Source organism: Phaeobacter sp. 11ANDIMAR09, from assembly GCF_001294455.1.
Classification (GTDB): domain Bacteria; phylum Pseudomonadota; class Alphaproteobacteria; order Rhodobacterales; family Rhodobacteraceae; genus Pseudophaeobacter.
Map to the genome: position 1 here is coordinate 116,904 of NZ_LIKT01000001.1, position 18,948 is coordinate 135,851.

Annotated in this window: 19 protein-coding genes; 13 read left to right on the forward strand and 6 right to left on the reverse strand. The window is 59.6% G+C overall.

Features of this window, described 5'->3' with window-relative positions; translation table 11 throughout:
• Nucleotides 1–136: 136 nt before the first annotated feature.
• The 5 genes from AN476_RS00575 (at nucleotide 137) to AN476_RS00590 (ending at nucleotide 3,652) form a co-directional block, all read left to right on the forward strand.
• Nucleotides 137–670 carry an invasion associated locus B family protein gene (locus tag AN476_RS00575; RefSeq protein ID WP_054458512.1) on the forward strand — a complete coding sequence of 178 codons (534 nt, stop codon included), beginning with the start codon at nucleotides 137–139 and terminating at the stop codon, nucleotides 668–670.
• A 208-nt stretch (nucleotides 671–878) separates the two neighbouring features.
• A complete protein-coding gene (locus tag AN476_RS23020; RefSeq protein WP_172684781.1) occupies nucleotides 879–1,046 on the forward strand; it encodes a hypothetical protein in 168 nt (55 codons plus the stop codon).
• 266 nt (nucleotides 1,047–1,312) lie between these two features.
• Nucleotides 1,313–1,870 carry a carboxymuconolactone decarboxylase family protein gene (locus AN476_RS00580; protein ID WP_054458886.1) on the forward strand — a complete coding sequence of 186 codons (558 nt, stop codon included), beginning with the start codon at nucleotides 1,313–1,315 and terminating at the stop codon, nucleotides 1,868–1,870.
• Nucleotides 1,871–2,050: 180 nt separating this feature from the next.
• Complete coding sequence (gene rlmN / locus AN476_RS00585) at nucleotides 2,051–3,238, forward strand: 23S rRNA (adenine(2503)-C(2))-methyltransferase RlmN (RefSeq protein WP_054458514.1); 1,188 nt, start codon at nucleotides 2,051–2,053, stop codon at nucleotides 3,236–3,238.
• A gap of 192 nt (nucleotides 3,239–3,430) precedes the next feature.
• Nucleotides 3,431–3,652: a hypothetical protein gene (locus AN476_RS00590; protein ID WP_054458517.1), complete on the forward strand. Its 222-nt coding sequence runs from the start codon at nucleotides 3,431–3,433 to the stop codon at nucleotides 3,650–3,652.
• A 161-nt stretch (nucleotides 3,653–3,813) separates the two neighbouring features.
• Here AN476_RS00590 and AN476_RS00595 read toward each other — a convergent pair whose 3' ends face one another.
• Nucleotides 3,814–4,662, reverse strand: a complete 849-nt coding sequence (locus AN476_RS00595) for a TIGR00730 family Rossman fold protein (protein WP_054458518.1) — start codon at nucleotides 4,660–4,662, stop codon at nucleotides 3,814–3,816.
• Between the two features lie 174 nt (nucleotides 4,663–4,836).
• Between AN476_RS00595 and AN476_RS00600 the strand changes: the two genes are divergently transcribed.
• The 3 genes from AN476_RS00600 (at nucleotide 4,837) to dapD (ending at nucleotide 7,342) form a co-directional block, all read left to right on the forward strand.
• Nucleotides 4,837–5,757 carry a threonine/serine dehydratase gene (locus tag AN476_RS00600; protein WP_054458520.1) on the forward strand — a complete coding sequence of 307 codons (921 nt, stop codon included), beginning with the start codon at nucleotides 4,837–4,839 and terminating at the stop codon, nucleotides 5,755–5,757.
• A gap of 39 nt (nucleotides 5,758–5,796) precedes the next feature.
• On the forward strand, nucleotides 5,797–6,396 hold the full coding sequence (locus AN476_RS00605) for a GntR family transcriptional regulator (protein ID WP_054458521.1): 600 nt from the start codon (nucleotides 5,797–5,799) through the stop codon (nucleotides 6,394–6,396).
• A 118-nt stretch (nucleotides 6,397–6,514) separates the two neighbouring features.
• Complete coding sequence (gene dapD, locus AN476_RS00610) at nucleotides 6,515–7,342, forward strand: 2,3,4,5-tetrahydropyridine-2,6-dicarboxylate N-succinyltransferase (protein WP_054458523.1); 828 nt, start codon at nucleotides 6,515–6,517, stop codon at nucleotides 7,340–7,342.
• Nucleotides 7,343–7,411: 69 nt separating this feature from the next.
• Here dapD and AN476_RS00615 read toward each other — a convergent pair whose 3' ends face one another.
• The gene (locus tag AN476_RS00615) at nucleotides 7,412–7,963 is read right to left on the reverse strand and encodes a HutD family protein (protein ID WP_054458525.1); all 552 of its coding nucleotides are present in this window, start codon (nucleotides 7,961–7,963) and stop codon (nucleotides 7,412–7,414) included.
• Between the two features lie 80 nt (nucleotides 7,964–8,043).
• The gene (locus AN476_RS00620) at nucleotides 8,044–9,627 is read right to left on the reverse strand and encodes a choice-of-anchor L domain-containing protein (protein ID WP_054458527.1); all 1,584 of its coding nucleotides are present in this window, start codon (nucleotides 9,625–9,627) and stop codon (nucleotides 8,044–8,046) included.
• A 197-nt stretch (nucleotides 9,628–9,824) separates the two neighbouring features.
• Between AN476_RS00620 and AN476_RS00625 the strand changes: the two genes are divergently transcribed.
• A complete protein-coding gene (locus AN476_RS00625) occupies nucleotides 9,825–10,172 on the forward strand; it encodes a hypothetical protein (RefSeq protein WP_054458529.1) in 348 nt (115 codons plus the stop codon).
• Between the two features lie 75 nt (nucleotides 10,173–10,247).
• Here AN476_RS00625 and AN476_RS00630 read toward each other — a convergent pair whose 3' ends face one another.
• The 3 genes from AN476_RS00630 to AN476_RS00640 form a co-directional block, all read right to left on the reverse strand.
• Nucleotides 10,248–11,303 carry a transporter substrate-binding domain-containing protein gene (locus AN476_RS00630; protein WP_083464171.1) on the reverse strand — a complete coding sequence of 352 codons (1,056 nt, stop codon included), beginning with the start codon at nucleotides 11,301–11,303 and terminating at the stop codon, nucleotides 10,248–10,250.
• A 77-nt stretch (nucleotides 11,304–11,380) separates the two neighbouring features.
• Nucleotides 11,381–12,493 (reverse strand): Hint domain-containing protein, encoded by a 1,113-nt coding sequence (locus AN476_RS00635; protein WP_253279808.1) that lies wholly within the window; start codon nucleotides 12,491–12,493, stop codon nucleotides 11,381–11,383.
• The gene (locus AN476_RS00640; protein WP_054458534.1) at nucleotides 12,471–14,042 is read right to left on the reverse strand and encodes a Hint domain-containing protein; all 1,572 of its coding nucleotides are present in this window, start codon (nucleotides 14,040–14,042) and stop codon (nucleotides 12,471–12,473) included. The genes AN476_RS00635 and AN476_RS00640 overlap by 23 nt, the downstream gene beginning before the upstream one ends.
• A gap of 375 nt (nucleotides 14,043–14,417) precedes the next feature.
• Between AN476_RS00640 and dapE the strand changes: the two genes are divergently transcribed.
• The 4 genes from dapE (at nucleotide 14,418) to rnr (ending at nucleotide 18,942) form a co-directional block, all read left to right on the forward strand.
• Complete coding sequence (gene dapE, locus AN476_RS00645) at nucleotides 14,418–15,563, forward strand: succinyl-diaminopimelate desuccinylase (RefSeq protein WP_054458537.1); 1,146 nt, start codon at nucleotides 14,418–14,420, stop codon at nucleotides 15,561–15,563.
• Nucleotides 15,560–15,985: a GNAT family N-acetyltransferase gene (locus AN476_RS00650; protein ID WP_054458539.1), complete on the forward strand. Its 426-nt coding sequence runs from the start codon at nucleotides 15,560–15,562 to the stop codon at nucleotides 15,983–15,985. The genes dapE and AN476_RS00650 overlap by 4 nt, the downstream gene beginning before the upstream one ends.
• Nucleotides 15,982–16,578, forward strand: coding sequence for a TIGR04282 family arsenosugar biosynthesis glycosyltransferase (locus AN476_RS00655; protein ID WP_157063655.1), 597 nt, complete (start codon nucleotides 15,982–15,984; stop codon nucleotides 16,576–16,578). The genes AN476_RS00650 and AN476_RS00655 overlap by 4 nt, the downstream gene beginning before the upstream one ends.
• Nucleotides 16,579–16,647: 69 nt before the next feature.
• Nucleotides 16,648–18,942, forward strand: coding sequence for a ribonuclease R (gene rnr / locus AN476_RS00660; RefSeq protein ID WP_054458541.1), 2,295 nt, complete (start codon nucleotides 16,648–16,650; stop codon nucleotides 18,940–18,942).
• The last annotated feature ends 6 nt before the right edge of the window (nucleotides 18,943–18,948 follow it).

Below are 18,948 nucleotides of genomic sequence, written 5' to 3' on the forward strand. Positions count from 1 at the left end.
AACGCACTTTCGCCCGTAGCGCTTGTTACGTTAGTGTGCTTGTGTATGGCAAGCGAGAGCATCAGGCACAGACGGCGGTCTTAACGCCGCCCGCTCTCGGTCACTTGAGGTAAAGACAGTCTTGGAGTCGGGACAAATGGCATCGAAATTCGCTCGCATGGTCGCGGGCCTATGTCTGGCAACATTGGCCACAGCAGCAACCGCGCAGCAAACCACAACCGACAATCGTGTTGGGGCAAATGTGGATTGGAGCGTTTTTCAGGGCGACAGCCCAAAAGAATGCTGGGGGGTTTCCGCCCCGAAGGAGAGCGTCAACACCCGCGATGGTCGCGTGGTCGCGGTGCGCCGCAGTGAAATCCAGCTGTTTGTCTTTTACCGACCCGACAGTGGCGGCAAGGGTCAGGTCACTTTTACCGGCGGCTATCCCTTTGCCCCTGGCTCAACCGTCAACATGACCATTGGTGATACAGAATTTGAGCTCTTCACCGAGGGTGAATGGGCCTGGCCAGCGACAGCCGCCGATGATGCCAAAATCATCACAGCCATGAAGCGCGGCGCTGGGGCCGTCCTGACGGCGCGGTCTGCACGGGGCACCCAGACCAAAGATTCCTTCTCCCTGCTTGGCTTCACCGCCGCGATTGAGGATGCGGAAAAGCGCTGCGGCAGCTGAGCGCCCCCTTAGAAAAATCTAAGCGTTGAACCCGGTCTTTTGGCCGGGTTTTTTATTCGCTTGGGTTGCGCGCCAAAATTCAGCCGTGAAACGGTCGCCCCTTACTGCCGCTGATTGACCCCACGTCTGCTTGCCTTCTTGACCCAGGTCAAAGCAGCTCCTTTGCGTTGAAAATTACCCTGAGTTGAATGCAACAGGAGATCAACCAATGCCCAAGTCTACTCTATCCTTGTTATTCACCCTTGCCGCGCTGGGGCTGGCCGCCTGCGACAAAACGCATGAAACCTACCCGATTTCGGGGGAGCAATGCGGGCCAGAAGATCCGGTAAAGACCCTGGATGCTGCCGATTGCAATATCCCGCTTCCTCCCATCTGACCCGGCGCTCACAGGGGGGCCTAACAACTGCCAGTTCTTTGCCACCGCAGGGCTCCGATCCCGCCCTGTGGTCCAATTTGTCTGCGCCAAGACAGATTGAATGATCGTTGTGCGCGCATCTTGCTACTTCACCACACGCTATGATCACGCAAAACCACAAGCGTGAGAGCTCGGTTCTTTAGTGCGCAGACCCTGTGGACCTCTGCCGGTTATCATCGGAAAACGGCGTCTTAGCTATGGCGGGCACAGACAAAAGGACCGCTGTTATGACCCCGACCACCCTGCATACTCTGGACACCGCCCCCCAGGCCGCAAAGCCTCTGTTGGAAGAATCCATAAAAACATATGGTATGATTCCGAACCTCTATGCCGTCATGGCCGAAAGCCCCTCGCTGCTGGAGGGCTATTTCCAACTGCACCGCCTCGCCGATGCGTCAGGCTTTAGCCCCGAAGAGCGCACGGTCATCTGGCTGACCGTCAATGTTGCCAACCAGTGCCACTACTGCGTGCCCGCCCATACCATGATCGCCCAGGGCGAAAAAATCGACAGCGCGGTGATCGAAGCTCTGCGCAACGAAACGCCGCTGCCCAGTGACCGCCTGGAAGCTCTGCGCAGTTTTACCCTGGCGGTGCGTGAAACCCACGGCCACCCCGGTGAGACTGCCATCGCGCGCTTTCACAAGGCTGGTTTCGACAACAAGGCGATGATGGATCTTTTGGTGATCTATGCTCAAAAGGTGCTGTCGAATTTCACCAATTCTCTGTTTGACACCCCGCTGGATGCCCCCTTCCAGAGCTTTGCCTGGCAACCTGCGGCGGAGTGATCCGCTATTGCTGACAGGCACTCTGCGCGGGCCGTGGGCCATCCCCCTGCGGCCCGCGCCACGGATTCTTGACGACAGGACAACCCGGCCATGCGGTCCCGTGCAGAGGTTTTCTTTTGATCTTTGCGCAATCTCCTATATGTAGCCGCATCCTGCCTCCAATAGTCGAGTCGATCAGCCATGACCGCCAATCCGCCAATCACCCCGGATATCCTGACAGTTCCCCGCAAGGAGAGCGAGGCGGGCAAGACCAATCTTGTCGGCATGACACGCGATAAGATGCGCCAGGCCCTGATTGACTGCGGCGTGCCGGAAAAGCAGGCCAAGATGCGGGTCGGACAGATCTGGCAGTGGATCTATCAGTGGGGCAAACGCGACTTTGCCGAGATGACCAATCTTTCCAAATCGCTGCGCGCGCAGCTGGAAGAGAGTTTTGAGATCGCCATCCCAGAGGTGGTGAGCAAACAGGTTTCCGAGGATGGCACCCGTAAATATCTGGTGCGCATCGCTGGTGGTCACGAGGTCGAGGTGGTCTATATCCCCGAAACCGATCGTGGCACGCTTTGCATCTCCAGCCAGGTGGGCTGCACCCTGACCTGCTCCTTCTGCCACACCGGCACCCAGAAACTGGTGCGCAACCTGACCGCAGCGGAAATCATCGGTCAGGTGATGATGGCGCGCGACGATCTGGACGAATGGCCCGTCCCCGGCACCCGCAACACCGATGAGGCACGTCTGCTGTCCAATATCGTGCTGATGGGCATGGGCGAGCCGCTGTATAATTTTGACAATGTGCGTGACGCAATGAAGATCGCCATGGATCCCGAAGGCATCCAGCTCAGCCGTCGCCGTATCACCCTGTCGACTTCGGGTGTGGTGCCCGAGATTGCCCGCACCGCAGAAGAAATCGGTTGCCTGCTGGCGGTGTCTTTCCACGCCACCACCGATGAGGTCCGTGACAAGCTGGTGCCGATCAACAAACGCTGGAACATCGAAGCCCTGCTCGAAGCCCTGCGCGCCTATCCCAGCCTGTCAAACTCGGAACGGATCACCTTTGAATATGTGATGCTGGACCATGTGAACGACAGCAAGGAAGACGCCCATCGTTTGGTGCAGCTGATCAAGGGCATCCCGGCCAAGATCAACCTGATCCCGTTTAATGAATGGCCCGGATCGGCCTACAAGCGTTCGTCGAACAACCGGATCAGGACCTTTGCCGATATCATCCATGATGCCGGCTATGCCTCGCCCATTCGCAAACCGCGCGGCGAAGACATCATGGCGGCCTGTGGCCAGCTGAAATCGGCAACAGAACGCGCCCGCAAAAGCCGCAAGCAGATCGAAGCAGAGGCCGGGGTCAAACCCTGACAGCCCGCCCAAAGGATCAGCCCCTAAGACAAAGACGCCTCGGGATCAGATGGTCCGGGGCGTTTTTTATTGCGCCTATGATGCCATCAGGCGCGTTGCCACAATCTTTCCTTAAACCGGATATAATCCGGCCACAGGCAACCAACAGTTTCTATTTCATAGACAATCAAAAAGAATCTGTGAGGAACGAGCATGGCCCTGACAACACATATCCCCGAACCCGCGAATAGCAACCTGGAACCCTATGTTCTGGACCTGATCCGTGAAGAACGTGAAAAAGCATTGAGCCCGCGCGAATGGCAGTTCCGTCTGCGCGGCTATGGCTATGCCATCAAGAATGTCGATGGCGCACAGATCGTGACAAGCCTGCCTAAGGGCACCGAAATTGGCGTCCTGCCAGCAGAATTCGCCTAAAATCCGGCCGCCAGGCCGGTATTCACAAAAGGATCCCCCACCCAAACATCTACATTTTCCACCCAAAAATTGGGGCCCCACACCCCGCTTTTGACGTTTACAAAGCACTCAGCCGGACACAGCTCCCACCTGTTCTGACTGAGTGCTTTTGTCATTCCACCTTAGCGATCGCGCCCCGGAAGACTGTCGCGCGCAGGTGCCGGCGACCAGTTCTCAATAATTTCCACAGCTTCCTGCGCCGTTTCAACAAAGCGGAACAGGCCCAGGTCCTCGGCCGAGATCGTGCCCGCATCTGACAGCGCGTCCCAGTTGATGATTTTCTCCCAGAATGCGCGGCCGAACAGAATAAAAGGCACACGCTCCATACGGCCCGTCTGAATCAGAGTAAGGCTCTCAAACAGTTCATCCAGAGTGCCAAAGCCACCGGGAAAGACGGTGATCGCCGCCGCCCGCATCAGAAAATGCATCTTGCGAATGGCAAAGTAATGAAAGTTGAAGCTCAGCTCGGGCGTGACATAGCCATTGGGGGCCTGTTCATGCGGCAGTACGATGGACAGCCCCACCGAATGACCGCCCGCATCCAGCGCGCCACGATTGCCCGCCTCCATCACGCCGGGGCCGCCACCGGTGACGATGACATTTTCACGTCCACCACTTTCCTTGGACTTTTCCGTCATCAGCCGGGCAAACTCGCGCGCCTCATCGTAGAAATGCGACAGATCCGCCAATGTCTGGGTGCGAGCGCTGTCTTTGTTGGCTGGGCTAGGAATGCGGGCACCACCAAACATGACGATGGTGCTGTCGATCCCCTGCTCGTTCAGCATCAGTTCTGGCTTCAGCAACTCCAGCTGAAGACGCACAGGGCGCAGCTCCTCGCGGCACAGGAAATCCTCATCCGCAAAGGCCAGCCGATAGGCAGGCGAGGCCGATTGCGGCGTCTCGGGCACATGTTCGGCGCGGCTCCGGTCGGAATGAGCATCCGGAAAGCGGCTGTGGCGATCATCATTCATGGCGTCTCGAACAATCCTAATTGAAATTCTGGAGGTCCAGCTTAGCGCCCATCCGCCGTGCAGCGCCAGCCCCGCTGTCTGCGCTTTGCTGAGATTTAAAACAGGAGCGCTAAGACTTGTCTCATCTGAGACAACCGCTAAGGTCCCCGGGCTGAGAAGAGGGAGAGCACGCAGATGGATTGGACCCGCGAAATCAATGAGGCCGTGCAGCGGATTGCAGGCCACATCCAGGTCACCCCGGTGATGCAGAGCCAGGGCTTTGGTCTGGATTTCCCAATCGAGATGAAGCTCGAGCAACTGCAACATACCGGCAGTTTCAAGGCGCGCGGCGCCTTTAACACCCTGCTGAGCCAGGATGTGCCCAGCGCCGGGCTGGTCGCGGCTTCGGGCGGCAACCATGGTGCAGCCGTTGGCTATGCAGCCCATCAACTGGGCCACAAGGCGCGCATCTATGTGCCGGAAATGGCTGGCCCAGCCAAGATTGCCCTGATCAAAAACACCGGTGCCGATCTGCAGGTGGTTCCCGGCGCCTATGCCAATGCCATGGAACAGGCGCAGGCCTATGAGCAACAGACCGGCGCCGGGCAGGTGCATGCCTATGATGCCCCCAGCACAGTCGCAGGACAGGGCAGCTGTTTTGCCGAATGGCAGGCCCAGGGGCTCGAAGCCGATACGGTGATTATCGCCGTTGGGGGTGGCGGCTTAATTGCCGGGGCCATGGCCTGGTTTCAAGGCGCCAAAAAGATCGTGGCCGTGGAGCCGGAAACCTCCTGTGCGCTGCACATGGCGCTGCAGGCAGGGGCTCCCGTGGATGTCGAGGTCTCGGGCGTGGCGGCAAACGCGCTGGGCGCGCGCCGGATCGGTTCCATCTGCTTTGACTTGGCCAGGACCCAGGATCTGACCTCACTCACCGTCAGCGATGACGCCATCACCGCCGCGCAAACCGCTCTGTGGCGCGAACGACGCCTTTTGGTGGAACCCGCAGGTGCCACGGCTCTGGCTGCGCTCACATCTGGCGCCTACCGCCCGGCACGGGGCGAAAAAGTGGCGGTTCTGCTATGCGGCGGCAATATCGCTCCCGACCCCATGGGCTGAGACTTGCACCACGGCCGCAGCCGCCCTATCGAGCCAAGCATGAGCGCAACAATCGCAGATACCATCTACCTCGCCCTGAGTGAGCAAATCATCCAGGGCGAGCTGGAGGCAGGCGAAAAGCTGCGCCAGGACCATATCGCGCGGGCCTTTGACACCAGCCACGTTCCGGTGCGCGAGGCCCTGCTGCGGCTGGAAGCCCATGGTCTGGCGATTTCCGAGCCCCGGCGGGGCACCCGTGTCAGCGCCCTCAACCCGTCGGAAATCCGCGAAGTGATCGAAATGCGGGTGGCTCTGGAGATTCTGGCGCTCACCCATGCCTTTGCCCGTATCAGCCAGGCAGATCTGATCGCAGCAGAAACGGCCCGTATCGCCTGCGACGAGGCCACGGATATGGTCACTTGGGAGCGCTGCAACCGCGCCTTTCACCGAATCATTCTGGCGCCCTGTCAGATGCCCCGGCTGCTGGCCTCGATTGACGACCTGCATATTGCATCCGCCAGGCATCTCTTTGCCAATTGGCAGCACCAATGGCGCCCCCGCATCGACCAGGATCACGCCGCCATTTTGCAAGCCATGCAGCGCCAGGATGCCGGCACGGCCTGTGAAATCCTGCGTCGACACCTGCGCCGGGTGGGGTAAAGGCGGCAAAACGCCGGGCGCGGCGTCATTTTGGCCGTAATCCGGGCATGACCTGCGGGCAGATTGCCGTTAGAAAGCTGCGAATCCTAATTTAGCAAACACGCCGGAGTACCCCCCAATGTCCAACGCTCAGCTGGAAACCGCGATCGAGGCCGCCTGGGAGGCCCGTGACACCATCACCCCCGCCACCACTGGCGAGCAGCGCGAGGCCATTGAGGCCACTTTGCAGGCTCTGGACTCCGGCTCCCTGCGGGTTGCCGAAAAAATGGACAGCGGCGACTGGCACGTGAACCAATGGGCTAAGAAAGCTGTCCTGCTGGGCTTCCGTATCAAGGATATGGAGATGCAGTCCGGTGGGCCTCAGGGCTCCAGCTGGTGGGACAAGGTCGACAGCAAATTCATGGGCTGGGGCGATACGGAATGGAAAGAGGCCGGCTTCCGTGCCGTTCCCAACTGCATCGTGCGTAAATCCGCATTCATCGCCCCCGGCGTTGTCTTGATGCCCTCTTTTGTGAACCTGGGTGCCTATGTGGACGAGGGCACCATGGTTGACACCTGGGCCACCGTTGGCTCCTGTGCGCAGATCGGCAAGAACGTACACCTCTCCGGCGGTGTCGGTATTGGCGGCGTGCTGGAACCCATGCAGGCCGGCCCCACCATCATCGAGGACAACTGCTTTATCGGCGCGCGCTCGGAAGTGGTCGAAGGCTGCATCGTGCGCGAAGGTTCGGTTCTAGGCATGGGCGTCTACATCGGCCAATCCACCAAGATCGTCGACCGTGAGACCGGCGAAGTCATGTATGGTGAAGTCCCGCCCTACTCCGTCGTGGTCTCCGGCTCGATGCCATCGAAGAACGGCGTCAGCCTTTATTGTGCCGTGATCGTCAAGCGCGTCGATGCAAAGACCCGCTCCAAGACAGGCATCAACGATCTGCTGCGCGACTGATCTCGCTATTTTTGTTGTGACTGCTGCGCGTCTCCTTGACCCCAAGGGGGCGCGCTTTTTCTTTTGCGGTTAGATCAGTTCCAATCCTACCAGAACCGCCCGGCTCCCCGGTGCAATTTCAACCAAACCAGAGAGGTCGCCGTGCCAGCCATCGCCCTGACCAAGGCAGATTTCAGCCTCCGGCAGGTCCAGCCGCAGTTTCCCAGTGAGTGCAAAAACCAAGTGCGCCCCATCGCCAAGCCTATGAGTGCCCGCTTCACAAATCTGCATTTCGGGACGGATTAGGTTTGGCTCATAGATCAGATTAAAGGCTGTGCAGGGGCCCTCTTTCAGGCGCGCTTCCAGATCCAGACCACCGTCAAAATACAGCGGGTCTAGCGGTTTGGCTGAAAGGCGATAATCCCCGTTGGACAGCTGCAAACCAGCGCCTGCGACAATACAGTGAATGCGGGACAGTCCGGGAAAGGTGGAAAAAGGCCCATCCTGATCAATCTGCGCCAGACTTGCCCGCCAGATCATCTGCGCCGTCCCCGCATCCCCATCCGCACGAGCCAGCTCCTGAGTGGAGCCGCCTCCGTTTTTCCAGGCTTGGGGGGCAATCTGTGAAATCGAAAACCGCATGATATATCCTGCAACAGCCTGTCAGCCGAGCGCAGCTTTGCGCCCTTTCTCGGCCGCTCGCAAGCAGGATTTCAGGCCTATCAGCCGGACAGTCCGGATCCGCTGAGCAAGGCGCGAGCCTCAAAGGGTTTCAGCGACAAGCGCGCGCTGGCGCCATATGCGCTCAGATCGCCGCCCATCAGTTCCAGCACCTCGGCCCGCGTGGCGCCATCAAAGCTGGCCAGGGTTTCCGCGCCGGGATGATAGCTTTCGCTCTCCAGCCCATTGCCGCAGATGATTTGGTGTTGATCAAACAGGAGATGCACATAGGTGACGGCCCTGGCATCCACCCGCCGGGTGATGCTGTGACCATTGATGAGATTCACTGCTTTGACCAGGACCTCGGAGGTGCCAAAGAGCACCTCGGCCCATTGATCCTTTAGCAGCACCCGGTGGCAGGGGGATAGCTCAAGCGCGGCATGGTCGCCCAGAGCACCAGCCGCAAACCGCACCGGAGCATCTGCCGCTTCGGCCCGACGCCGCGAGCGCCCGATCCAGCGCAGAGGCTGGGCGCCATGGTCGCGTGTCAGCACCAGATCTCCCGGCTCCAAATCTTCAATCCGAATGGGGCCATTGGGCGTTTCAATCAAGGTGCCCGCCACAAAGCAGGGCGTTGTCGTGACTTCGACAACCCCGGTGTCCGAATTCCCCAGATCGTCCTCAACCGTGTAGGTAAAGGTGGTCTCTTCGTCGCTATCTACATCATCCTGGCCCTCGATGGTCATGGTGCCATCGGAGTTCAGCGTGATCACTTCGCCACCCGCCAGGGTCACCGTCGACCCGGACACAACCGGCTGACCATTGATTTCGGTGATTGTCAGGCTGGCCCCATCCGCATGGATGTCATTGTCCAAGACATCTAGCGTTGTCTCGCCGCCTTCCTGCACTGTCGCCTCATCATCCTGAGCGATCAATTCGGTCTGAACGGAATCACCGGCTATCAGCAGATTGGAATCGTATTTTGCATCGCCCGCATCGGCGATGCCGATCTTGATGGTGTTCACCACATCCGGGTTGACCGGCGCCTTCAGAGTCAGCGTGACGGTGAACCCGTCCATTTCGGTGTTGTAAAGGTCATCATTCTGCGAATTGTCGACATAGAGATTCTCGTTCGACCCGGTGTTGATGTTGTCGATGGAGATATCGCCATCGCCAATTGTCATCTCGGCCTTTACGCCATTGACCCAGACGCCCACTGCATCGTTGAACCCCTGGTCGACATATTCCAGATACTCCTCTGAGGAGAAGGTAAACTGCATGGTCAGGGTGGAGCCGGCCGGAATGAACTCGGCTTCAAAGATGGCTGCATCATAGGTGCTGCCTCCGGCAATCGCGCTGAGATCGCTGTCACCGCTCGTGCCCATTTCTGTAGTGGTTCTGCTGGAGTCGTTCACATCCCCACTGCTGTTGGTGATGTCGGTGGCCTGACCCGTCGACAGGATAACACCGGTATCCGAAGGCGTCACACCCGGCGCGACACTGTCGCCATCTGTGTAGATCCCCGAAGAAGACGCAGCGCCTGTATAGCTGGCGCTTTGAATGGAAATGCCATTGCCGAACATTGCCTCAGCCATTTCCTGGGCTGTTGCAGAGGTATCAATTGGTAACTCTGAGGCGGTCGGCATATCGGAACCCTCTTGGATCTATGATTTCGCCTATCAAAGGCCGCGTGCCTGCGTAGGTGAAGAATCGTTTTCCCTATCTAATCAAACAGGCCTTACTGTGAGGTGAATGCTCGACAATTGACCCTCGGAGTTCCCTGCAAAACTGGATGAACTGAATTCGATTGACCCCGAGGCTCCGACAGGGCTATGGCGACGCCATGGAAAAAAAGAAGATATCCCGCCAGCAGGTCTATACGCTCCTGGTTCAGATCGGTCGCAAAGAGGGCGATGGTCTACCAGAAGGTGCAACCGGGGCTGCCCTGATGATCTATGCCTCCGGCGTGGATGAGGCAGAAGCCGTGCGCGAGACCGTCGCGATCCTGAAGCAGGCAGACACGGCACCGCTGGATGTGACCGGCTATGGCACCCTGGCGGAACGCCAGGAGGAAGGCCATGAAATCGGAGAAGAAGAGCTTGCTCTGATGCAGCGCGCTCTGGAGGAAAACTCCGTGATTGTTGCTCAGATGACGCCGTTCTTTGACGGTGATCAGCCGACTTTTCACTGATCTAGCAGCAAATTCTGCAACCAGGCCAGCCATCCGCGCTGGCTTGGAACAGCCGCGCGCGCAGAGCAGCCGGGCTTAGTTCATGCGGCCAAACCAGCTGTGGTAGAGCGCTTCATAACTACCATCTTCCTGCATTTCCAACAGGCTGCGATTCACCTGCTCGGTCATGGCAGAGCCCTGTGGGAAGACAAAGCCGTAATATTCCCGCAAGAACACCGATCCAATGGTGCGCCCATGCGCGCTGCCACCGTGCTGAACATAGTAATTCAGCACTGGCGCATCAAAAACCACCACGCGAATATCCCCTGCCTCAAAGGCCGCCAGTAGCTCTTCCAGGCTGTTGTAGCCCTGATAGTCGATATCGCGGCGCTGCAAAAAATTCGCCGCAGTTGAGGCCTCAATGGTGCCGGTCCGTTTGCCGTAGAGATCATTCACCGAAGTGATTGATCCGCTGATCGCCTCGACCGTCATCACGGCAGTGATCTTGGCGACAAAAATCGACACGATGAACAGCGAGGACAGCACCAGCATCACGCCAAACACCCGCCCGACGGCCGTACGGGGCACCCGCTCCTCAAAGCCGCCATTCACGACCAGATTGAGCGCCCACCAAAACGACGGGAACCAGGCCTCTTTGAGCGGGCGGTCAAAATAAGGCTGGGCACGGCGTTCCAGAGCCCACATGAACATGCCGCCCACCATAAGCAGCAGAAAGGCGAGGCCAATGGCCAGGGCAAGATCCCAGGACATCAAGGCATTGACCAGGGAGGGCTCGCTCACATCGTCCACATGAACCAGAATCTGCAGGCCGCTCTCGAACACCGGCTGGCTGAAATCCATCTCGGCTTCGCGGGCTGCGGTGATCGAGATATTCGCAGCCGCCAGATCCACCTCGGCGTCGCGCACCCCCGACAACATATCCGAAAAGCTGTCCTTGCGATGGATTACGAGCTCCCAGTCCAGGCGTTTGGAGATCTCGCGCAAGAGCTCAATGGAGAAACCGGTCTCGCGGCCCTTTTCAATCATTGAAAAGGGAGGGCGTGTCACCGTGTTGACTTCCACGACCTGCGCCGCCAGCACATTGCTCCAAAGCAGGAAGAGAAACGGGGTGATCAAGCGAAGAGCGCGCAAATCAAGACCTCAGGACCAGATACAACATTTCTGAAACTGTCTAAGTTGTTCATCTCGTTCAGGCAAGCGCGAAGGCGTCAGGCCACGCGCCGCTCTGCCAGAACTGCCGCGTCAAATGCTCCCAGCACCGGATATCTTGGCGGGCCATGTTCTGGCAGGGTCGCCCGCTCCACATTGGCCAATTGGCTGGCCCCAAGACGGGTGGCATCGCGGCGCAGGCTGCCAAGGTATAGACTCTCCAAAACCGAACCCGCCACCAGCAGCGGCGCGTGATCGGGCAGCACCAGTTGAGTGTACCGGGTGGTCAGCCCCCGGGCCTGCCCCGGTGTCGCCACAGGGGTACCCAACAGATGGCGCACGGGCACCAGAACTGCGGGCCGTCCAAACAAGTATTCCACTTCACTGCCGCTCAACACGACACGCTGTGAGGCCGAAACCTGGAGCGATTGCTGCAAACCGAAGTAGGGCGCGCGCAGGAGAACAGGCCGAAAGATCCCCAGGGCCGGCACTTCCCGGTGCAACACATGCAGGACCGGCAGGCTGTCGCCCGTTTCGCTCAGCACCAGATCCCCGCGCTGCAGGGTTTCAACAGGGCGATACCCCAGAGGGGTCGCCACCTGGCTTGCCGGATCAAGTCCGGGCATCGGCCCCAGGGGCTCCAGCCTGTCCGATATCGCCATGTAGCTCAGCGCCGCAGCGGTAAAGCGTAGCGGTCCGCAAGAGACCAGAGTTTTCAGATCCTGATAGCGCCAGGGACGCGGCGGGGGCAGCCGGGTGATCTGCACCCGATCACTGTCGGCACGTTCCAGGCCCAGGCGCGCATAGCCCGCCAAACTGTCCCAGGCATAGGTCAGCCTGACCTGTCCGGCGCGCCCGGATCCGCTGGGGTTCAGCGTCGCATGAGACAGGCTGCCCGCCTGTTGCAAGACCAGACTCACCCCGCCACCGGGCACCGCCTGAAGCCTCAAATCTATGGGCCAGTCGCCTCCCTGGGCAAACATCACCAGTGGTTCCGGCCTGCGCGTGTCGGGGATCGCCATCTCGATCACCAAGGTGCCGCGCAGCATCAAGGCGTCACCGCCCCCAGCAGCCTGCATGGCCTGCACCAGACCGGACAGGTCGGACCCGCCGCCCTCCAGATCGTTGATGCCCAGCCAGCCCATCGGTTCAGGCGGCCTGCAGTGCAGCAAGCAGCTTGCCTTCAAACCCCTTCAACCCCGGTCGAGCAGAGGCACCATAGCCAAGGCCCGTCTCTGGGTCGAGCTCGGGGAACAGCGCATAGATCTCTTGCAGGACAGGCTGTTCAAACAGCTGTCCGGTCTGCGGCCCTGGTAGGAAGCTCTCGGTCGCGAGCCCTTCGGAATAGATGACCTGATGCTGATCAAACAACAGATGAACATAGGTGACCTCGCCGCCAAACTGGCGAGAGACGTTGCCGCCGTTCAGCAGATCCTTGGCCGCCACCAGAACCTCTCCCTCCCCAAAGAGCAGCTCGGCATAGGCGTCGCGCAACAGGATCCGGTGTTGCGGAGACACCATCAGATCGCGATGCGAGCCAAAACTGCCTTCACGGATCAGAATCGGAGCAAAATCACCCTCGGCGGTCACGGTGCGGGAGCCAATCCAGCGCAGGGGCTGCGCCCCGTGATCCCGTGTTGTCACCAGATCTCCAGGGTGCAGATCCTCAACCCGGACTTCTCCGCCCGGCGTGCGGATCATGGTTCCCGCCACAAAGCAGGGGATCGAACTGGCATTCACAAAGCCGGTGTCGCTGTTTGTCCCGTTGCTGGCAGTATAGGTGAAATTGAAATCTTCGATATCCCCATCGCCATGCAGCGTCAGAGTGCCATCACCGTTCACCTCGACCTGCTGACCTGTGGTCAGCGTTACCACCGAGCCCGCCGTAACGGCCACACCGTTGACATGGGTTACCGTCAGAACCCCGCCCGAGGTACTGACATCATTGGCCAGAACATCAACAACCTTGCTGCCATCCGCCGCCACATGGGTCACATCTGTCGTTGCGACCAGATTGGTCTGCACCGAATTCCCGGCAATCAGCAAATTACTGTCATAGCTGCTGTCACCTACATCGGCGATCCCGATGCGGATGTCGTTCACCACACCGGGATTGACAGTCATGGTCAAAGTCATGGTGACGGTCAGGCCGTCCATCTCTGTGTTGAAATCGTCGCCGGTATTGTCGAGGTAAAGGTTCTCATTGATCGAGGCGCTGATATTGCCCGGATTGGCGGTGCCGCCGCTCACATCCATCTCAACAATCGAGCCATTTACCCAAACGGCCACCACATCCTGATAGACCGAATTTTGATACTCCGGGAACTCTTCAGAGGAAAAAACAAACTCCATGGTCAGGACCGAGCTGTCGGGCACAAAGCTCACATCCAGATAGGAGGCATCATAGGTTCTGGCACCCGCCGCAGCGTTGAAATCGGAGTTGTTGTTTTCGCCGCTTGTATTGCGCGAGGTATTGGTCGCCCGGTTCGGATCACCGCTGGAATTGGTAAAGCTGTTGGCCCGCCCGGTTGACAGAATAACGCCTGTATCACCCGGAGTCGCACCCGGTGCCAGGGCATCCCCATTCGAATAGATCGCCGATGACCGATTGTCGCCGGTGTAATCGGCGCTGACCACGGTGACACCGTCGCCAAAAATCTCTTCGGCCATCTCGGTGGCTGTTGCGCCGGTATCATATCCCAGCTCTGCTGCTGTCGCCATTTGCCTCGCCCCAATCCTCAATTGGAGAGACACATCACCTGTCACGCCACAGCAGAGTCCCAGTGTGCGCCCGAGCCTTGTTTGGCCCTTTTGTTTTGGCAAACCCACTTTGTGGTGTTTTGCGCTCTGGTGACCTGCCTCTGGTCTTATTTACTAATAATTTCTTAACACGGGTTTTTGCGCAGAGTCATCCGGGAAGTTTTGCCAAAGCCAAAACGCAGCTTTTACGCCACAAATGCCAGCCCCAAGCGGTCCGGCCTACTGCATCTTGCCACCGCAGGATCTGGCCGCATTTGCACGGGATCACAAAGCGCGCTAAACCCCTAAAAACCTTAGTCCAGGTGACAGATTTCAGCGCCACACAGGAGCAGCCCCATGCCCCCTATCGACCCGATCCAACTCACCGCAGATCTGATCCGATGCCCCTCGGTCACCCCAGAAGAGGGCGGCGCCCTGCAGCTGTTGGACGAGCTGCTGACCCAGGCCGGATTTGCCTGCACCCGCGTAGATCGCGGCGGCATTGCCAACCTCTTTGCCCGCTGGGGCGACAAGGGCCATGCCCGCAGTTTTGGCTTTAACGGCCACACCGATGTGGTGCCCCTGGGGGATGAGGCCGCCTGGACCATGCCCCCTTTTGGGGCCGAGATTAAGGAGGGCGTGATGTATGGCCGGGGTACCACGGATATGAAGTCCGGGGTTGCGGCCTTTGCCGCTGCCGCCATTGATTTTGTCACAGATACCCCTCCCGATGGCGCCGTCATCCTGACCATAACCGGCGACGAAGAGGGCGATGCCATTGATGGCACCACTGCTTTGCTCGACCATATGGAGGCCACGGGAGAGGCCATGGATGTCTGCTTGGTCGGGGAACCCACCTGCCCCAATACCATGGGCGAAATGATCAAGATCGGCCGTCGTGGCTCGATGACCGCCTGGTTCACTGTGACGGGCAAACAGGGGCACTCTGCCTACCCGCACCGCGCCAATAACCCGCTGAACGCCATGGCGCGGCTGATGGATCGCCTCGCCAGTCACGAGCTGGATCAGGGCACCGAGCATTTTGATGCCTCAACCCTGGCGGTTGTGACCATCGACACCGGAAACCCTGCTACCAATGTGATCCCGGCCCAGAGCAGCGCAACGGTGAATATCCGCTTCAATGACAGCCATAGCGGGGCCAGTCTCAGTGCCTGGCTACAGGAAGAAGTCGACCGAGTCACAACCGAGTTCGGTGTCGCGGTCGGCATGACCATCAAGATCTCCGGCGAGAGCTTTATCACCCCGCCCGGCGCCCTGTCCGATCTGGTAGCAGCAGCCGTTGAAGCCGAGACAGGCCTTGCGCCCGAGCTGTCGACCACGGGCGGCACTTCGGATGCGCGCTTTGTCAAACACCACTGCCCGGTTGTGGAGTTTGGCCTGGTTGGCAAAACCATGCACCAGGTCGATGAATGCGTACCGGTTGAGCAGATCACCCAGCTGAAATCCATCTACACCCGCATCCTGAAAGACTACTTTGCATGAGCACCTCCATCGCCGTGACCCAGGATTTTGAAGCCTGCCTTGCCCTGCGCCATACCGTTTTTGTGCAAGAGCAGGGTGTGCCTATTGAGGAAGAACAGGATGCGCTGGATGCAACGGCGACCCATCTGATGGCACGCGACGGCGACACCCCGGTGGGGACTGCGCGCATTCTGTTTCAGGAGGGCACGGCCAAGGTCGGGCGGGTCTGCGTGCTGGAACGCGCCCGTGGCACCGGGCTCGGCGCTGATATCATCCGCGCCACTGTCGATATTGCCCGCGAAACACCCGGCATCTCTCGTGTCAAACTGGGGGCCCAGATTCAGGCGCTTGGTTTTTATGAAAAGCTCGGTTTTCAAGCCTTTGGCCCTATCTATGATGACGCGGGCATTGATCACCGCGACATGGTGCTGGAGCTGGCGTGACACCCGTCCTGATCATCATGGTGAAGGAGCCCCGCCCCGGCCGGGTCAAAACCCGTCTGGGACGGGACATCGGTAGCATCGCCGCCACCTGGTGGTTTCGCCATCAAAGCGCCCGGCTGATCCGCCGCCTTCGGGATCCGCGCTGGCGGATTGTGCTTGCTGTTGCCCCTGATATGGCCGTCGCCTCGCGGGTCTGGCCCGCCGATATTCTGCGTCACCCGCAGGGACAGGGCGATCTGGGCCAGCGGATGAAATCCATGCTACGCCGGGCTGGTGCCATGCCGGGACAGATCAACCAAGGCCCCACTTGCCTGATTGGCGCCGATATTCCCGGCATTAACCGCGCCCATATAGCCCGCGCCTTTGCCGCGCTTGGCAATCATGACGCAGTTTTTGGCCCAGCACCGGATGGCGGCTATTGGCTGGTGGGGGTCAAACATCCCAAACGCCTGCCACGCAGCCTGTTTAAAGATGTGCGCTGGTCCAGTGAACATGCACTGGCTGATACATTGCGCGGCCTGCCCGGGTACCGGATCGCCCTGACAGATCAGCTGCGAGATGTGGATACCGGCGCCGATCTCAAACAGTCCTGAAGACAGGGTTGCGCGCCCCGTAACGCTTTTCATCATGACCTCCCTGTCCAGCCGTGCTAGGCGGGAGATATGACCCGTATTCCCTCCAAGGCCGAGATCCTCGACTGGATCAGCGCCCACCCGACCCAGACATCAAAACGCGACATTGCCAAGGCCTTTGGCATCAAGGGCGCGGACCGCATTGATCTCAAGCGCCTGCTGAAGGAGCTGGAGGCCGAAGGGCATCTGCAAAAGCGCAACAAGACCTATCGCGATCCGGAACAATTGCCGCCCGTCACAGTGCTGCTGATCAAGGCACCGGATGAAAACGGCGATCTTTATGCGCAGCCACTGGAATGGCACGGCGAGGGGATCGAGCCCATCGTTTTGGTGGTGACAACGCCTGCGGGCCCCGCCCTAGGACAGGGTGATCGTATTCTCGCCCGCCTCAGCAAAGTCGAAGGCTCGGATCACCACTACGAGGCGCGGATCATCCGCCGCATCGGCGTCAATCCCAAACGGGTCATTGGCATCTTCCGCAAGGGGGCTGAGGGCGGCCGCATTGTGCCTATCGACAAATCCTCCTCAAACGAGTGGATCGTTCTGGAAGACGCCATACAGGGCGCCAAGGATGGTGAACTGGTGGAGGCGGAACAGGCCGGTCCCAAGGGCCGCATGGGATTGCCGCGGGCGCGGGTGATCAACCGGCTGGGCGATCCATCCGCCCCCAAGGCCGTGTCGCTGATCGCCATTCATCAGCACGGCATTCCCGATGACTTCCCCAACAAGGTGGTCGCTGAGGCGGACGCCGCCAAACCGATGGGCCTGTCGGGGCGCGAAGATCTGCGCGATATGCCACTGATCACCATCGACCCAGCTGATGCCCGCGACCATGATGACGCCTGCTATGCCGAAGCCGATAGCGATCCAAAAAACCCTGGTGGCCATATCATCTGGGTCGCCATTGCCGATGTCGCCGCCTATGTCACAACCGGATCTGAACTGGACCGCGAAGCCCGCAAGCGCGGCAATTCCTCCTACTTCCCGGATCGCGTAGTGCCGATGCTGCCCGACCGGCTGTCGGGCGATCTGTGCTCGCTGCACGAGGGCGTGCCGCGCCCCTGTCTGGCGGTGCGGATGCAGCTGGATGCCGAGGGCAACAAGCTCTCGCACCGCTTTGTGCGCGGTTTGATGCGCTCGCAGGCCTCGCTGCATTACGCCGAGGTCCAGGACGCCATGGACGGTCAGGTGACAGACCGCACCGAGCATTTTCTGGACCCCGTGATCAAGCCGCTTTATGCCGCCTATGCCGCGTTGAAAAAGGCGCGTGCCAAGCGCGAGCCGCTGGACCTGGATCTGCCCGAACGCAAAATCGTGCTGAGCGACAGCGGACAAGTGACCTCAGTGGCTTTCCGCGACCGGCTGGATGCGCATAAACTGATCGAGGAATTCATGATCCTCGCCAATGTCGCAGCCGCCGAAACCCTGATCAAAAAACGCTCGCCGCTCTTGTTCCGGGTCCACGAAGAACCCGCGCCAGAAAAGCTGGAGTCCCTGCGCGAAACCGCCATGGCGGCCGGTTTCCCGCTGGCCAAGGGTCAGGTGCTGCAGACCAAACATCTGAACGCCCTGTTGAATGGCGCTGCGGGCACCGATGACGCAGAGCTGATCAATATCTCGACTCTGCGCTCGATGCAGCAGGCCTATTACACGCCAGAAAACTTCGGTCACTTTGGCCTCGCCCTGCGCAACTATGCGCATTTCACCTCTCCCATTCGCCGCTACGCGGACCTGATCGTGCATCGCTCGCTGGTCTCGGCTCATGGATGGGGAGACGATGGCTTGCAGCCAGCTGAGATCGAACGCCTCGAAGAGACTGCGACCCATATCTCCGAAACCGAGCGTCGCTCGATGATCGCAGAACGCGACACCACCGACCGCTATCTGGCCTCCTATCTGTCCGAACGGGTCGGCACTGAATTCACTGGACGGATCAGCGGCATCGCGCGCTTTGGTGCCTTTGTGAAAATGGATGAAACCGGGGCGGATGGTCTGGTGCCCGTGCGCACCATCGGGCGCGAGTTCTTCCACTTTGACGCCGAGGCCGGAACCCTGATGGGGGCCGATACCGGGTTCACCATCTCGCTAGGCCAGCGGGTAACCGTACGCCTGACCCAGGCGGCGCCCGTTACCGGCGGTTTGGAGCTGGAGCTTTTGTCGATTGAGGACGCAGACCTGCCCAAAGGCGGCTTTGGCGGTGGGGGCGGCAAGGGGGGTGGTCGTCGGCGCAGCCCCGCAGGACATACCGCAAAACGCAAAAGCAGCCGCTCCAAGCACAAGACTGCCAAGGTCAAGCGCAAGGTCGAACGTAACAAGCGCAGATGAAGTCTG

What these genes read in the sequence shown, in the direction of transcription:
- AN476_RS00620 (WP_054458527.1), bottom strand. Translation starts at nt 9,627, where the DNA reads ATGCCGACCGCCTCAGAGTTACCAATTGATACCTCTGCAACAGCCCAG.
- AN476_RS00640 (WP_054458534.1), bottom strand. Translation starts at nt 14,042, where the DNA reads ATGGCGACAGCAGCAGAGCTGGGATATGATACCGGCGCAACAGCCACC.
- AN476_RS00580 (WP_054458886.1), top strand. Translation starts at nt 1,313, where the DNA reads ATGACCCCGACCACCCTGCATACTCTGGACACCGCCCCCCAGGCCGCA.
- AN476_RS00590 (WP_054458517.1), top strand. Translation starts at nt 3,431, where the DNA reads ATGGCCCTGACAACACATATCCCCGAACCCGCGAATAGCAACCTGGAA.
- AN476_RS00650 (WP_054458539.1), top strand. Translation starts at nt 15,560, where the DNA reads ATGAGCACCTCCATCGCCGTGACCCAGGATTTTGAAGCCTGCCTTGCC.
- AN476_RS00605 (WP_054458521.1), top strand. Translation starts at nt 5,797, where the DNA reads ATGAGCGCAACAATCGCAGATACCATCTACCTCGCCCTGAGTGAGCAA.
- rlmN (WP_054458514.1), top strand. Translation starts at nt 2,051, where the DNA reads ATGACCGCCAATCCGCCAATCACCCCGGATATCCTGACAGTTCCCCGC.
- AN476_RS00615 (WP_054458525.1), bottom strand. Translation starts at nt 7,963, where the DNA reads ATGCGGTTTTCGATTTCACAGATTGCCCCCCAAGCCTGGAAAAACGGA.
- AN476_RS00625 (WP_054458529.1), top strand. Translation starts at nt 9,825, where the DNA reads ATGGAAAAAAAGAAGATATCCCGCCAGCAGGTCTATACGCTCCTGGTT.
- AN476_RS00575 (WP_054458512.1), top strand. Translation starts at nt 137, where the DNA reads ATGGCATCGAAATTCGCTCGCATGGTCGCGGGCCTATGTCTGGCAACA.
- dapE (WP_054458537.1), top strand. Translation starts at nt 14,418, where the DNA reads ATGCCCCCTATCGACCCGATCCAACTCACCGCAGATCTGATCCGATGC.
- AN476_RS00595 (WP_054458518.1), bottom strand. Translation starts at nt 4,662, where the DNA reads ATGAATGATGATCGCCACAGCCGCTTTCCGGATGCTCATTCCGACCGG.
- rnr (WP_054458541.1), top strand. Translation starts at nt 16,648, where the DNA reads ATGACCCGTATTCCCTCCAAGGCCGAGATCCTCGACTGGATCAGCGCC.
- dapD (WP_054458523.1), top strand. Translation starts at nt 6,515, where the DNA reads ATGTCCAACGCTCAGCTGGAAACCGCGATCGAGGCCGCCTGGGAGGCC.
- AN476_RS00600 (WP_054458520.1), top strand. Translation starts at nt 4,837, where the DNA reads ATGGATTGGACCCGCGAAATCAATGAGGCCGTGCAGCGGATTGCAGGC.
- AN476_RS23020 (WP_172684781.1), top strand. Translation starts at nt 879, where the DNA reads ATGCCCAAGTCTACTCTATCCTTGTTATTCACCCTTGCCGCGCTGGGG.